We start from the raw sequence: 14,989 nt of genomic DNA, 5'->3' as shown, positions 1-14,989 counted from the left end.
GTCCTTTTGTCGAAGCCGATCCAGTGATCTGGTGCATTGGTTGTGGAAATCATGGACTGTTCCTGTTAAAATCATAACCAACCCGTAAACGTGAATAATGACTTTACCGAAGGAGGAACTCGTTAATGACGATGATTACAACCAGGGATGCGTGCATGGCGAGGACACAATGAGCGATAATCGTAATCGGCTCGGAGTCATTGATATTGGTTCGAACTCCATCCGTCTCATTATCTATGAAGCGGGTAGTGACCGTACCAGCCGTATGGTACACAAGGCCAAAGAAACGGTACGTCTTGGTGTACGCAGGGATGAAAACGGCAATATGAGTGAGCAGGATATCTGGACAGTGATTCCAATCCTGCACAAATTCAAAGATATTTGCAAAGCCAATAGAGCAACACAGATCCGGGCAGTTGCTACGGCTGCGGTTCGCCAATCGAACAATACACAGGATATCATCGCCCGCTGGGAAGAAGAGACGGGGATTGCTGTGCAAGTATTATCCGGGGAAGAAGAAGCTTATTATGGTTTCTTGGGAGTGACCCGTTCGCTGCCTGCCCATATTCATGAAGGATTCATCGTGGATATTGGAGGCGGCAGTACAGAGATCTCTTATTTCAGGCATGAAGAACTTTTGCATAGTACGTCGCTGCCCTGCGGAGCGGTTAATATGACGATGCAAAATGGCGGCCGGGATACATGGAACGAAGAGTCCAGACAGCGTCTAGCTGACAAGATCAGCGGTCAGCTGCAGGACTACCCATGGACAGCGGATCATGCGGGTCTGCCGCTTATCGGTCTGGGTGGCGGTATTCGGGCATTGGCACGCATGGAAAGGGAACGCAGGCATCAGCTCAAACCTGCCGGCGATCCCTTTCCGATCGAAGCGGATACGATCCGTTTTTATGCAGATGCATTGGCCGGGCTCAATCTGGAAGAACGTATTCACCAATTTGATCTCGCTGCAGATCGGGCGGATATTATTGTTGCTGGCACCATGATCCTGAGTACCGTGTTTGAGCATATGCAGTGCTCGGTACTGCTGGCCAGCTGGCGCGGACTCAGCGATGGACTTGCTCATCATACCTTTAATATTGCACAGACGACGCAGCGCCAGATGAATGGCCAATAATAAATGAACAAACAGCTCCTTTTGTATACTCCGGTATATAAAGGGGGCTGTTTGACATAGATCAGGAATACGCATAAATACGCGTATACAGGCAGTGCATCGTTTGAAAAATATCGAAAACAGGTTAATAAGAAAAAGATTCATACCTATCACGGTGAGCGGACAGGAGGAAGAAGCGAATGTATTCTCTTTTTGGACTGAGTCATGAAGCGACCTTGCTATTATGGGCACTGATAGCTATTGTCATTTTGATTGTCATGATTGCCAAGTTTAAATGGAATCCTTTTGTTGTACTGCTGATGGCATCATTATTTCTCGGCTTGATTATCGGGATGAAGCCGCTGGATGTAGTGGATTCGGTACAGAGCGGACTAGGCGGAACACTGGGATCTATCGCTATCGTCATTGGACTGGGTACAATGCTTGGCAAAATGATGGCGGAGTCCGGTGGAGCCGAGCAGATTGCGACTACACTGATTAACCGGTTCGGCGAAAAACGTATACCATGGGCGATGCTGATCGTAGGATTGATCGTCGGTATGCCGGTCTTTTTTGAAGTAGGTATTATTCTGCTGATCCCTATTCTGTTCACCGTGATCCGCAAAACAAATATATCACTGCTCAAAGTAGGTATACCGATGCTGGCCGGATTATCGACCGTTCATGGTCTGCTGCCGCCGCATCCTGCACCGATGATTGCGATTGATGCTTTTGGCGCCAATATCGGAATGACGATTATGTATGCACTAATTGTCGGTATACCGACTGCCATTATTGCAGGCCCGCTGTTTGGTACATATATCGGTAAGCGGATTGTGGTACACCCTCCGCAGGGACTATCCGAACAGTTCACTTCCCATCGGTCGGATCAGTCTGAACGTTCATTGCCGGGGTTTGGCCTGACGATGCTGACGATTCTCATGCCGGTGATTCTAATGCTGACCGGTTCTATTGTCGAGATTGCTGCGCCGGATAGTAGCAGTGGTCTGGCGATGTTTTTCCGTTTTCTCGGTAATGAGGTTGTTGCAATGTTTATTGCGACGGTATTTGCCTTTTTCTCCCTCGGATTTGCTCAGGGATTCAGCAAGGAGGAGATCTCCAAGTTCACCAGTGAATGCCTGGCACCGACCGCTTCGATTATTCTGATTATTGGCGGAGGCGGCGCGTTCAAGCAAATACTGATTGATAGCGGCGTAGGCGAAGCCATTGCCAGCGTAGCGACAGCTGCCCATGTCAATGTCGTAGTATTCGCCTATCTGGTAGCGGCGCTGATCCGTGTTGCTACGGGTTCGGCTACTGTCGCCATGACCACTGCAGCGGGCATTGTAGCACCTGTACTGGCACTGACGCCGGGAGCCAATGTTGAACTGGTCGTACTTGCTACCGGTGCAGGATCACTGATTCTGTCCCATGTGAATGATGCCGGTTTCTGGATGGTCAAGGAATTCTTCAATATGTCTGTACCGCAGACACTGAAGTCATGGACAGTGATGGAGACCCTGCTGTCGCTGGTCGCGTTTATTATCATTTTCATATTGAATATAATGGTATAGAGACATAGCTGTTCAGATACAGAATTGTGATACGGAAAAATAACCACGAATTTATGACGGAAAGTAGGTAGACGAGTATGAGCGAAGCCAAATTTATGATTGGTGTGGATATGGGAACTACCAGCACCAAAGCAGTCCTATTTGAAGAATCAGGTAAAATCGTCGCCCAGGGCGCTGTGGAATATCCACTGCATACCCCCGTTCCGTCGGTAGCCGAGCAGGACCCCGATCAGCTGTTTCGCGCGGTGATTGATTCTATTCGCCAGGCGATAGATAAGAGCGGCAGAGGACCGGAAGATATTTTATTTGTTTCTTTCAGCTCGGCAATGCACAGCATGCTGGTTGTAGATAAAGAAGGCAAGCCGCTGACCCAGTGCATGACTTGGGCAGACAACCGTAGTGCTCCTTATTTCAAACAGCTCAAAAGTGAGAAAAAAGGTCACGAACTATACATGCGTACAGGCACACCGATCCATCCCATGTCTCCTTTGACCAAGATCATGTGGATTACGCGGGAGCATCCCGAGATTGTCAGTGCAGCGCACAAATATATTTCTATCAAGGAATATGTATTCATGAAGCTGTTTGACGAATATGTAGCCGATCATTCCATGGCTTCGGCAACCGGACTCATGAATCTGAAGCAGCTGGACTGGGATGAAGAAGCCCTGTCGACAGCAGGTATTACCCGTGAGCATCTGTCAAAACTGGTGCCAACCACTCATATTATGCACGGATTACATGATACGTATGCCGCAGAGATGGGCTTGAGCTCTTCGGTTCCCTTTGTACTGGGAGCTAGTGACGGCGTACTGTCCAATCTGGGTGTAGGTGCGATTGATCCGGGCGTTGTCGCTGTAACGATCGGTACGAGTGGAGCGATCCGTACGGTTACCGATAAGCCTGTGACCGATCCCAAAGGCAGATTTTTCTGTTATGCACTGACTGAAGATAAATGGGTTATTGGGGGCCCGGTGAATAACGGAGGCATTATTTTCCGCTGGATTCGGGATGAGTTTGCTGCTTCCGAAGTGGAAACAGCCAAGCGGCTTGGCCTGAGTGCCTATGATGTGCTAACACGGATCGCCGAGAAGGTACGTCCCGGTGCAGATGGACTGCTGTTCCATCCGTATCTGTCCGGTGAACGGGCGCCGCTGTGGAACCCGGATGCACGAGGATCGTTTTTTGGCCTCGCTCTGCATCACAAAAAAGAGCATATGATTCGCGCTGCTCTGGAAGGCGTGCTATTCAATCTGTATACAGTGATGCTGGCTGTGGAAGAACAAATTGGCGTTCCTCAGAAAATCCACGCGACCGGCGGATTTGCACGTTCCGAGCTGTGGCGCCAGATGATGGCCGATATTTTCGATCAGCGGGTGATTGTACCGGAAAGTATCGAAAGCTCCTGTCTTGGTGCAGCAGTACTTGGTCTGTATGCCCTGAAGCGAATTGATTCCCTGGATGAAGTATCCAAGATGATCGGTACAACCTACGAGCATAAGCCGTACAAGGAACATGCGGCTATTTACCGGGAGCTGCTGCCCATCTATATTCGTATTTCCCGCAAATTTGCCGAAGATTATGAAGATATCAGTGCTTTCCAGCAGCGTATGCTGGAGAAGGGAATGACGAGCGAGCCTGTAGAAGATCTATAATGTATTTGCAGCCCGGCCGCCGGATCTGGCACACGAAGATCCGGCGGCCGGGTTATATGTATTGGGTGAAATTGGTGCCGAATAAATGAAGAAAGATACGATCCAGTGGATTATTCGACGTCAATCAACGAAGAGGGTAAAATAGAAGAGAACCTGATCAAACAGTAAGATTCAGCCATCCCAATACAGCGAGAGGAGATTAGAAGATGATTGAATTGATCCCAATGGACAGCAAGCAGTATGCGGAGTTTTATCAACTGTCGACGACAGATTATGCTGCCGAGAAAGTGGCGGCCGGAGAATGGAGCGAAGAGGAAGCCATGGATCGGGCTGCCGAATCCTTTCATAAATATCTGCCGAATGGAGCGGATACAGAAGGGGCTTTTATTTACAGTATATTCGAGACAGAGAAGCAGCAAGCTGTAGGACATGTCTGGATGAATATCACGGATACGCCAAAAGGAAAATATGCTTTCCTGTATGATATCCTGATCTACGATGGTTATCAGAACAAAGGGTACGGACAGGAAACCATGAAGGCGCTGGATGAACTGGCAATTCAGCAGGGGGCTATCCGTATTGGACTGCATGTGTTCGGTCATAACCAGCGCGCTTTGCATGTCTATCAAAAGGCCGGATATGTGATCACCGACTATCAGATGTCGAAGACGTTATAATCAGGTCTAAACTGGCAATACAATTATCTTATGTATTGAAATAGAACGGCTATCGATGTGACCAAGACCGTACATACACCAGCTGCTGACAGCACCATGACCGCTGAATAACATCCAAAAAGCTCTGCTAGCATGCCACTGTATCCATACAGGGCATATACTGCAGGGCTTTTTGAATTATTCATAATTGAGCGTATTACATACGGTAAATTAATGCTTCGTACGGACGCAGATGCTTCAGTTCTTCAATCGTATGTTCATCTTCCCGGACGACCGGACGCGAGAACTTGGTATAGTTACCATGCAGCTTGATCATATGGTCTGCCCATTCCACACCTTCGCCGCTCCAGTCAATGTCTACTTCACGATCAGCAAAATTCAGAACGACCAGCCACTTCTCATCTTCCCATTCTCTGATAAAGGCAAAGATCTCTTCGTGCTCTGGCAGCAGCAGTTGAAACGAGCCATGGGACATAATCGGATTCTGTTTGCGCATCTGGATAAGCTGGCGATAATAGTAGAATACCGAATCCGGGTGATTTTCCTGCTCGCTAACACGTTTGCCTTCGATCTGGTCCGCAGGAGGCAGACTCATCCACGGCTCTGCTGTACTAAAGCCTGCGTATTCATTACTGTCATCCCACGGGATTGGAGAGCGTGCCCCATCACGGCTGCGACGCTGGATATTGGCAAGTGCCTGTTCAGGAGAGAGGCCATCCTGCAGCGCCTGCTGATAATAAGCCAAAGTGCCGGCATCCCGGTAGTCTTCAATCCGGTCATAGTTGGTATTGCCCAGACCAAGTTCTTCTCCCTGATAGATAAGCGGTGTACCCGGAATCGTATGGAGAAAAGTCGCAATCAGCTTGGCTGCAGTCACTTCATATTCACCAGTGCCAATCAGATCCGGTATAATGCGTGGATGATCATGCGTGCTGAGATAGAGAGCATAACCTCCCTGGCCAAATACACCCGAATACCAGTTACTCACCGATTCTTTTAACTCGCGAATAGACCATTCCCGTGATCCCCATGGGTTTTTGGGATCTTTGCCGATCCGGATCAGATCCATGGCGAGTACCATATTCATTTCTTGTCGTTCGGGAGCGGTATAGCGTACGACTTCCTCCATCGTTACCGAAGGTGCTTCTCCAAGCGTGATGACTTCAGGATACCGGGAGAAGGTCTGCTCATACATTTCCTGCAGAAACTCATGAATCCGCGGTCCATTTTTGTAAAACTCCTGTCCGGGTGGATGAGGTGCATCTGCTGGAGCATCCGGCAGTTCCGGATCTTTGGAGATCATATTAATCGCATCCAGACGGAATCCATCAATGCCTTTGTCCAGCCACCAACGGATCATGGTGTATAGCTCCTGACGCATATTTTCATTTTCCCAATTCAGATCGGGCTGCTTGCGGTCGAACAGATGCAGATAATATTCACCGCTCTGTTCATCACGAGTCCAGGCCGGTTCATTCAGGAAAGACATCCAGTTGTTAGGCTCCTGTCCATCACTTCCCGGTTCCTTCCATATGTAATAATCCCGGTAAGGGCTGTCCTTGGAACTTTGGGCCTGCTGGAACCATGGATGCTCGTCCGACGTATGGTTGATCACCAGATCCATAATTAGTTTGATACCGTTCTCATGAAGTTTGGACAGTAGCTGTTCAAAGTCTTCCATTGTGCCATAACGGGGGTGAATCTGTTGATAATCGCTAATATCATAACCGTTATCTACCATGGGTGATTCACAGATTGGCCCAAGCCAGACAATATCGACGCCCAGCTTAACGAGATAATCGATTTTGGAGATAATACCCTGCAGGTCTCCCCAGCCATCGCCATTACTATCCTTAAAGCTTTGTGGATAAATCTGATAAATGACGGATTCTTTCCAGGATGGTGCATTCATGTGTCAGCCCTCCGTTAAAGTAATATAAAACGATAAACAAGATATGAAAATAAAGATAGGATTTCTATATTCTTCCTAATGAATGGTTAAACGTAACCAACCTTCATTAAACAGCAAACAACCGGACACACTAAGCGTCCGGTTGGTCCTACAGGCTATATAATCAAATTACAAAAGTAGTACATGTGGTCGTACAGATAACTAGTAGCGTCTTACAGTCAATCTACTTGTTCGAAGGGGAGATAATGGGCAGCTGCTTGATCATCCGGTGATAGGCATGGCCGCGAATGTGAATCATTCCATCTTCGGCATACCCGAGCCGTTCATACAGTGCTCTGGCTTTGCTATTATCTACATCGACGATTAACAATAGACGGGGGTATTCCTGCTCTGCGGCCAGCTGCTCAAAGCTGGCAATCAGCTGTGACCCTATTCCCTGACCCTGAAAAGAAGGATGAACCGCTATCGAATCCAGATAGTACTCATCTGGATGTGCTTCCGGAATCACATCATCAGTCGGCTGTCCCAGCTGCTGCAGTCGCTCGATAATAGGTGCATCCAGCTGATCAATATCTTTGCCGTGATAAGAAAGTGCGAAGCCTGCTACCTGTCCTTCTTGCTCGGTCACCATTACATTCTCGTAACTAAGCCGATTTCCTGGACTGCGAAAAAGCTGCTCCATTACTTTCATAGCCTGGTCGATCTGTTCGGTGCCTGTCAGTACATAGGCAATATCACCAATGGCATCATAGATCAGGGGGATTACAGCGGATGCATCCTCCGGTCGTGCTTTTCTTATTATCATCATTGTTGACCTCCTTTGAAAGAACTGTATATTTTGAGTATATCATGTCAATTCCGTATTTGCAGAAAGGGAAAGTCTTTCCAGGAAGACAATAGATTGATCCGGGAAGCTTATTCGGTCTGGCTGTTCGTTTTGCTGAATATTGTGGCAGAATGGCTGGTTCTGTTTAATGAAGATAGTGGGGTATTTAGTATACTTAACGATTGTATGATAGCAAACAGGGTACAGATACGAGTATTCGTGCAGGAATCAGATGATACTGTACCAATCATAGCAGACGGAAGGATGGCGATTGGCAATGGAAACGACTCAAATTCGTACTCAATATGGAGAAGTACAGGGTGTACGGGAGAATGGTGCAGTGATATGGAGAGGGATTCCATATGCCGAACCTCCGGTTGGAGATCTGCGGTTTCATATGCCTCGTCCGCCGCAACCATGGGAAGGTGTACGGGAAGCGACCCGGTTCGGTCCCGTCTGTCCGCAGCCCGGTAATGAACTGGACAATAGCATGTTTGGACCATCCAATGCGCGTCCGGTACAGTCAGAAGATTGTCTGTATCTGAATATATGGGCATCCGACAAATCCACAGAGAAGCGCCCGGTCATGGTATGGATTCATGGAGGAGCCTTCGTGACGGGAGCAGGCAGCCTGCCGATCTACGATGGGACTTCGCTTGCAGTAAATGGAGATATGATCGTGGTAACGATTAATTATCGTCTTGGACCACTCGGCTTCTTGGATCTGTCTTCGTATGGCAATGCATATGCAGCCAATCTTGGACTGCTCGATCAGATCGCAGCACTGGAATGGGTACGCAGCAATATTGCAGCTTTTGGCGGAGATCCCGAGAAGGTTACCATATTTGGCGAATCCGCAGGGGCGATGAGCATAGGTGCTCTGCTGGCGATGCCGTCAGCCAAAGGATTGTTCCGCGCAGCCATTATGCAGAGCGGCGCATCACAGGTTCTGCCACCGGAAGCGGCCAAGCGAATCGCGGACGGTTATCTGCGGGAACTGGGAGCAAGTCCGGATGATCTGTCGGTTCTGCATTCGGCATCTACAGCAGAATTGCTGCAGGCAGCAGAGCGGCTGCGGCAGTCCGGACAGGAAAATATTCTATCCCTGCTGTTCCAGCCAGTGATCCATCCGCAGACACTGCCGGTAGAGCCGGTGGTCGCGATCGAGAATGGTGCAGCTAAGGACATTGCACTCATTATCGGTACCAATCAGGATGAAGGTTCATTATTTATCAATCAATCTTCGCAAATCCTGCCACGCGAGCAGGTCAGCAGCGCACTGGAAATGATGACCGGACTCAATGGAGATCATCTGGTTGACCAGTATCCGATGACAGTGCAAGGACAGGCGCAGATTATGACGGATCTGTTCTTCTGGCGTTCTGCGGTTCGGTATGCGCAGGCACAGATCGCTCATGGCCCGGTGTGGATGTACCGATTTGACTGGAGTCAGCCTGGTCATCCATGGCTTGGAACGGCTACTCATGCAGCGGAAATTGCTTTTGTATTCAACAATCTGCCGCTGCTGAGACATATCGGTGTACAGCCGGATGAATTGACTACCAATCTGGCTGTACAGATGCAAAAAGCATGGATTACATTTGCCCATACAACGACACCGGCGACGATGGAGATTCCATGGGGCGATTACAAAAAGCATGATCGCACTACGATCATATTTGACCGTCAGATCAATCTGGTAGAAGATCCGGATCATGACAAGCGGGTACAGTTGATCGGAGACTAAGCCTGCAGGATATGAAATATGAAGTAGAAAAAGCGAAGCGGAATCCCCGTTTCGCTTTTTTTATTTCTAAAGAGCGGGGAACTTACATAAATGTGCAGATAGCTACCGAATTATTAAGCAGTAAGTGCTATATAATTAAAGGCTGCATCTGCCGATAACTATTATATTTCACAGATATCTGCTCTACATAATGCAAGACTATCTGACTAGACACTAAATAGCAGGTATACATAAACGGAGGGGTACTATTGTTAATCCATATTTTTGATCTCAAGCAGGGAGATACGCTGCTTGCAGATGCATTTAACCGTCAGGGAGTTCCTCTCTTAAAACAAGGAACTCAACTGACCGATGAAGATATTACGCTGCTTACGCGTCATCAGCTCGATTATGTGGATGTTGCTTCCTCGCAGGGAACAGCAGCATTTACCGAACGGGATACAGAGCATGACCTGATCGGACTGCCAGCCGGTCTCAAGGAAAGTGTAGAACAGTCTCTGCAGGCGTACCAGTCTCTGTTTCTGGAAGCGCTGACCAAGGGCAAATTCAGTGCCGAACTGGCAGATCATCTGATGGAGCCGCTGCTGTTGAATTTGAATGGGCAAAATGATATTGTCTCCCTGCTCTTGATGCTGGAAGCCGAAGATGATCATATCTACAGCCATTCACTAAAAGTTGGTCTGCTCAGTTATTACATTGCTGACTGGCTTGGTTACTCTGAAGAAGAATGTTACCGGATCAGCCGCGCCGGCTATCTGCATGATATCGGCAAAAGCCGTCTTCCTTCTATTATACGTTCCGACCGCGAGAGCATGAACGAATCGGAACGCAAAGAGCTGAAAAAGCATACCCAGTACGGTTACGACCTGATTATGGAATCCCTGAACGACAAAACTACCGCACTCGTCGCGCTTCAGCATCATGAGCGTAACGATGGTACCGGTTATCCGCAACGCCTTTACAAAAATGGAATTCATGCGTACACCCGGATTGTATCGGTAACCGATGTATTTGTGAATATGACTTCTGCCAGCAGCGATGGCAGCAAGCAAGGACTGGTGACTATCTTGCAGAACATCCATGAACTTGGATTCTCCAAACTGCATGAGAAACCGGTACAGGCATTGATTCATCATATGTCTCCCAACCTGGTCGGCAAAAAAGTCCAGTTGGATAACGGCGAAAATGGCATGATCGTGCTTGCCAACCAGACCGATATGTTCCGTCCGCTTATTCAGACAGACAAGCAGTTTATCGACCTGTCCAAAGAACGCAAGATTCGCATCAGCAAAGTATTTATTTAAACCGCTAAATTAATGTTCTCGTTAAGCATGTAATCAAACGTTCTCCATCAGAATACGATTCAAGCTATTGTAATCTATCTATAGTATTTCAGATCACCCGGAAGAAATAGTTGGCACCATGTATTTGATGCCGATTGGTTCTTCCGGCTTTTTGTATTGAAATACAGATGTATACGCAGTTAGCGGAAATAAAAGACTCTGCAAATGTATTCACATGGTCTGTTACATTGCGGAACCTGTCTCCCTGCGCTACTATGCATATAAGGGTGAGGCTGGAAGATGCTAACAGATTCATTTCCAGAAAGCGCCCCGAAGGGAGACAATGGATATGACCGACAAAAGAAATGTACAGGCAGAAGATTTATATCAGTTTCAATGGACAGAACAACCGGCAGCCTCTCCGTCAGGCGAGTGGGTCGTCTATGTAAGTCGGCAGGTCAATGACAAACGTGACGGGTACTACTCCCATCTGCGTATGATCCGGCAGGATGGAAGCGGAGATTATCGGTTTACATCAGGAGAGAGAGATCACTCACCCGCATGGTCACCGGATGGTCGCAAGTTGGCTTTCCTGCGTAAAAAGGATGATCATACCCAGGTGTGGATGATACCCGCAGATGGAGGGGAAGCTTATGCAGCGACGGATTTGAAGCATGGCGTTGCTTCATTCGCATGGTCACCCGATGGCAGTTGGCTGCTCTTGCTGGCAGAAGAGAACAAAGAAGAGCATCTATCAACAGAAAATACCAAAGTAGAACAAAACAAGTCCTCTGACTCGGCATCCTCCAAATCATCTGCCAGTAAAAAGGCAGTCGTTATCGACCGAATTACATACAAGTCCGATGGTGGAGGCCTCTGGCAGGGACGTCGTACACATCTGTATCTGCATTCACTGGTAGATGATTCTGGACGCTGGCTGACAACAGGTGATTATGATGTGCAAAGCTATGTCTGGTCACCAGATAGCACCCAGGTAGCTTTTACTGCCCATATTCCATCTGCAGATGAAGCAGATCCCGATTTTGTACTGACCAATGATTTGTATACGCTCCCTATTCAGGGAGAGGGATTGCACCGCTGGACACAAAATGACTATGGAATCGTCTCGCTGGCATGGTCACCGGACGGTCAACAGATCGCTTTTATTGCAAGTGATCAGTCCTATCATAATGCCACGTTGACCCGGCTGTATCAGCTGACGTTGCCGGATGGTACTATTTCCTGTCTGTGTCAGGATTCCGATATGCTAATTGGCAATTACCTGGTCGGAGATAGCGGTATATCGTCAACGGCAGAACCGGTATTCAGCGCAGATGGCCAGCTGATTTATACGCTGCTGTCCGAACGTGGAGCGGTTCAGCTGATTGCAACGGCGGTAGATGGTTCGGGACATCAGGTGATACTGGATGGCCAGCGGAATATTCATTCCTTTACCCTGACAGCGGATGAACATGTGGTGTTCGTCGCTGCGGACAGTCTGCAGCCGGGTGAGCTATTCCTTCGCGATACGGCTCAGCTGCAGGAACAGCAGCTTACTCACTGGAATGACGAACTGTTGTCAGGGCTTCGGCTCAGTGTCCCGCAGGAGCTTGAGCTTACGGCCGTGGATGGTCGTCCGCTGCAGGCATGGCTGATGCCTCCGGTTCAGGAATATGACGCCGATAACCGTGCACCTGCTGTTTTGGAGATTCACGGCGGACCGCATATGATGTACGGATTTACATTTATGCACGAATTCCAGCTGCTTACTTCACAAGGATATGCCGTAATATTCACCAATCCCCGTGGTAGTCAGGGATACGGTCAGCAATTTGTAAATGCTTGCCGGGGTGACTATGGTGGTGGTGATTATCGTGATCTGATGGAAGTGACCGATTATGTACTGGAACATTATGACTGGATCGACAAAGACCGGCTCGGTGTAACCGGCGGCAGCTATGGTGGGTTTATGACCAACTGGATCGTCGGACATACCGACCGCTTCAAGGCTGCTGTCACCCAGCGCTCGATCTCCAACTGGATTTCCTTTTACGGCGTGAGCGATATCGGCTTTTACTTTACCGAAGATCAGATTGGCGGTACACCGTGGCAGCAGCTGGAGACGCTTTGGAAGCATTCGCCGCTGGCTTATGTGGAGAATGTGAAGACGCCTATTCTGATTCTGCATGGCGAACAGGATCTGCGTTGTCCGATTGAGCAAGCCGAGCAGTGGTTTACCGGACTCAAGCGGCTCGGTGCCGTAACACGCCTCGTGCGCTTCCCGGATGCCGATCATAATCTATCGCGCAATGGACATCCCCAGCTGCGAATCCAGCGTCTGGAACAGATTGCGGGCTGGTTTGAGCAGTATCTATAGAATCTATTTGCAAATGGAGCTGATGAGCTATTGATGTATAGAGACGGAGAGGTATGCATACGCCCGATGGAACAACAGGATATGTATCGCCTCTGGGAAATCGGTTATCAGGAAGCAGCACCCGAATGGAAAAAGTGGGATGCTCCTTATTATGAGCATATTCCACTTACTTATGAGCAGTTCTGTGCGGGAGAGCAAGAGATGCTGCTGCAAAGGCCGGATCGTTGGGGTATTAAAGTCAGTGGAGAGCTGGTAGGAATGATCAGTTATTACTGGGAGCATGAGGCATCACTGTGGCTGGAGATGGGCATTGTGATATTCGTTCCTTCCTACTGGAGCGGAGGCTATGGTACGCGTGCAATTCGAATGTGGATGAATCATCTGTTTACGACGATGCCGCTGGTGCGGGTTGGCTATACGACCTGGTCAGGCAATGAGCGGATGATTGGCGTAGGTTACAAGCTGGGGATGACGATGGAAGCGCGTCTGCGCAAAGTCCGTTTGTACAATGGAGTATATTACGATTCGATTCGGATGGGTATTCTGCGTGAAGAGTGGGAAAGTCATACCGGGTCTCCACATCAGGAAGTGGAACAGGTCAGGTCTGTGCCGGAGTAGATATTTGAATAGTCAAAAGGAAGCTATATAATAGTCCAGCTATAAAATCAAAGAACCCGAAGCGGTCCAACAGCCGCTTACGGGTTCTTTGATTTTATGAAATGATCTATCGTTATGATTGAGGTGTGTTCTCGCTTGATGCTGTATCGGCGGTGCCTTCTCCGGCTGCAGGATCAGCATCTGCTGCAGGCTGACTCATTTGAGGATGCTTTTGCAGATAATCCAGCGCATTGTAGATCATGACTGCGGCTTCTGCACGGGTGATTTTTTCCTTGGGTGCAAAGTTGCCTTTGGCATCCAGTTTATTGATATTCATTGCCAATGAACGCTGCACTGCTCCCTGGTAGGAAGGGTTGAGCTTGGCATCATCATTGATCGTAACCGGTTTGATATTGATCATCGGTAGATTGCCTGCTTTTTGCATGGATGCCATCAGATAATTGGTAAATTGCTCACGGGTCAGCTCGGCTGCAGGATCAATCGAGCGCGGAACTTCAACTCCATTTACAGCAGCGATAATAAATGCATCCGAATACCATGCTCCATCTTTGACCTTGGTATAAGAGTCGCTGGCTTGTGGTGCCTTGATAAATGTATATTGTGCCAGACTCAACTGGAAGCTGTTCACCAGCATCTGGATGCCCTGAGCGGCATTTAATGTCTGATTCGGTTTGAACTCGGTAGCTGTTACCCCACTGACAAACCCACGATCTTTGAGAGATTCGATCTTTTGTTGTCCCTGCACATTACGAATATCCGTAAAAGTACCCTCTGCTGCCAGTGCCTGTCCGCTAATTGAAAGTGTCAGCACCGAAGCTGTCAGAAGAGACAACCATTTAGGCTGTATTCCCATTTCCTATTCCCCTCTCCAGACTATATTTTGGTCATTCCTACTCCTACAGACGTGACTACTTCCTATTAGGTTGCAGTTTCGATACCTTTAATTATTTATTTTAGAAATAAGTATCACCCAATCATGACTGCTTTTTTCGACATATGTAGGTCTTTGGTTTTAGTTATAGTCAAATAATTACAAAATTAATCCTAAGTAAGGTTGAGAGATTTTTGACGAAACCAGGACTGCTGAATCATTTATGAAATACTGCCAAAAACGGGACTATTTAATGTTTTCAATAGGAAGAATAGAGGGTATAACTTAATTAACTAAAGTATCACGTAGGAAACAATAGGAAGTCACTTCCTATT

The 14,989-nt window shown here is 48.1% G+C and carries 11 protein-coding genes; 8 read left to right on the top strand and 3 right to left on the bottom strand.

The window, feature by feature from the left end:
• Positions 1-169: 169 nt before the first annotated feature.
• The 4 genes from WH46_RS13880 (at position 170) to WH46_RS13865 (ending at position 5,020) form a co-directional block, all read left to right on the top strand.
• A complete protein-coding gene (locus tag WH46_RS13880; protein ID WP_052714234.1) occupies positions 170-1,135 on the top strand; it encodes a Ppx/GppA phosphatase family protein in 966 nt (321 codons plus the stop codon).
• 179 nt (positions 1,136-1,314) lie between these two features.
• Positions 1,315-2,688 carry a GntP family permease gene (locus WH46_RS13875; protein WP_046227083.1) on the top strand — a complete coding sequence of 458 codons (1,374 nt, stop codon included), beginning with the start codon at positions 1,315-1,317 and terminating at the stop codon, positions 2,686-2,688.
• Between the two features lie 77 nt (positions 2,689-2,765).
• Entirely contained in the window at positions 2,766-4,343 is a 1,578-nt protein-coding gene (gene gntK / locus WH46_RS13870; RefSeq protein ID WP_046227082.1) for a gluconokinase, read from the top strand.
• A gap of 206 nt (positions 4,344-4,549) precedes the next feature.
• Entirely contained in the window at positions 4,550-5,020 is a 471-nt protein-coding gene (locus tag WH46_RS13865; RefSeq protein ID WP_046227081.1) for a GNAT family N-acetyltransferase, read from the top strand.
• A 196-nt stretch (positions 5,021-5,216) separates the two neighbouring features.
• On the opposite strand, the gene WH46_RS13860 is transcribed toward WH46_RS13865, so the two are convergent.
• Positions 5,217-6,932 (bottom strand): glycoside hydrolase family 13 protein, encoded by a 1,716-nt coding sequence (locus tag WH46_RS13860; RefSeq protein ID WP_046227080.1) that lies wholly within the window; start codon positions 6,930-6,932, stop codon positions 5,217-5,219.
• A 223-nt stretch (positions 6,933-7,155) separates the two neighbouring features.
• Positions 7,156-7,740, bottom strand: a complete 585-nt coding sequence (locus WH46_RS13855) for a GNAT family N-acetyltransferase (RefSeq protein WP_017813520.1) — start codon at positions 7,738-7,740, stop codon at positions 7,156-7,158.
• A 295-nt stretch (positions 7,741-8,035) separates the two neighbouring features.
• Between WH46_RS13855 and WH46_RS13850 the strand changes: the two genes are divergently transcribed.
• The 4 genes from WH46_RS13850 (at position 8,036) to WH46_RS13835 (ending at position 13,783) form a co-directional block, all read left to right on the top strand.
• Positions 8,036-9,505 carry a carboxylesterase/lipase family protein gene (locus WH46_RS13850; protein WP_046227079.1) on the top strand — a complete coding sequence of 490 codons (1,470 nt, stop codon included), beginning with the start codon at positions 8,036-8,038 and terminating at the stop codon, positions 9,503-9,505.
• A gap of 248 nt (positions 9,506-9,753) precedes the next feature.
• Positions 9,754-10,809: an HD-GYP domain-containing protein gene (locus WH46_RS13845; RefSeq protein WP_046227078.1), complete on the top strand. Its 1,056-nt coding sequence runs from the start codon at positions 9,754-9,756 to the stop codon at positions 10,807-10,809.
• Positions 10,810-11,137: 328 nt separating this feature from the next.
• Positions 11,138-13,165 (top strand): S9 family peptidase, encoded by a 2,028-nt coding sequence (locus tag WH46_RS13840; RefSeq protein WP_046227077.1) that lies wholly within the window; start codon positions 11,138-11,140, stop codon positions 13,163-13,165.
• A gap of 33 nt (positions 13,166-13,198) precedes the next feature.
• The gene (locus WH46_RS13835; protein WP_046227076.1) at positions 13,199-13,783 is read left to right on the top strand and encodes a GNAT family N-acetyltransferase; all 585 of its coding nucleotides are present in this window, start codon (positions 13,199-13,201) and stop codon (positions 13,781-13,783) included.
• Between the two features lie 112 nt (positions 13,784-13,895).
• On the opposite strand, the gene WH46_RS13830 is transcribed toward WH46_RS13835, so the two are convergent.
• Complete coding sequence (locus WH46_RS13830; RefSeq protein ID WP_017813525.1) at positions 13,896-14,636, bottom strand: S-layer homology domain-containing protein; 741 nt, start codon at positions 14,634-14,636, stop codon at positions 13,896-13,898.
• Positions 14,637-14,989: the final 353 nt, after the last annotated feature.

Origin of the sequence: Paenibacillus dauci (genome assembly GCF_000971985.1) — a bacterium.
GTDB lineage: Bacteria > Bacillota > Bacilli > Paenibacillales > Paenibacillaceae > Saccharibacillus > Saccharibacillus dauci.
The sequence above is the reverse complement of the archived record's forward strand: the minus strand, read 5'-3'. Positions and strand labels throughout refer to the sequence as shown.

What these genes read in the sequence shown, in the direction of transcription:
- gntK (WP_046227082.1), top strand. Translation starts at nt 2,766, where the DNA reads ATGAGCGAAGCCAAATTTATGATTGGTGTGGATATGGGAACTACCAGC.
- WH46_RS13850 (WP_046227079.1), top strand. Translation starts at nt 8,036, where the DNA reads ATGGAAACGACTCAAATTCGTACTCAATATGGAGAAGTACAGGGTGTA.
- WH46_RS13880 (WP_052714234.1), top strand. Translation starts at nt 170, where the DNA reads ATGAGCGATAATCGTAATCGGCTCGGAGTCATTGATATTGGTTCGAAC.
- WH46_RS13860 (WP_046227080.1), bottom strand. Translation starts at nt 6,932, where the DNA reads ATGAATGCACCATCCTGGAAAGAATCCGTCATTTATCAGATTTATCCA.
- WH46_RS13835 (WP_046227076.1), top strand. Translation starts at nt 13,199, where the DNA reads ATGTATAGAGACGGAGAGGTATGCATACGCCCGATGGAACAACAGGAT.
- WH46_RS13865 (WP_046227081.1), top strand. Translation starts at nt 4,550, where the DNA reads ATGATTGAATTGATCCCAATGGACAGCAAGCAGTATGCGGAGTTTTAT.
- WH46_RS13840 (WP_046227077.1), top strand. Translation starts at nt 11,138, where the DNA reads ATGACCGACAAAAGAAATGTACAGGCAGAAGATTTATATCAGTTTCAA.
- WH46_RS13830 (WP_017813525.1), bottom strand. Translation starts at nt 14,636, where the DNA reads ATGGGAATACAGCCTAAATGGTTGTCTCTTCTGACAGCTTCGGTGCTG.
- WH46_RS13855 (WP_017813520.1), bottom strand. Translation starts at nt 7,740, where the DNA reads ATGATGATAATAAGAAAAGCACGACCGGAGGATGCATCCGCTGTAATC.
- WH46_RS13875 (WP_046227083.1), top strand. Translation starts at nt 1,315, where the DNA reads ATGTATTCTCTTTTTGGACTGAGTCATGAAGCGACCTTGCTATTATGG.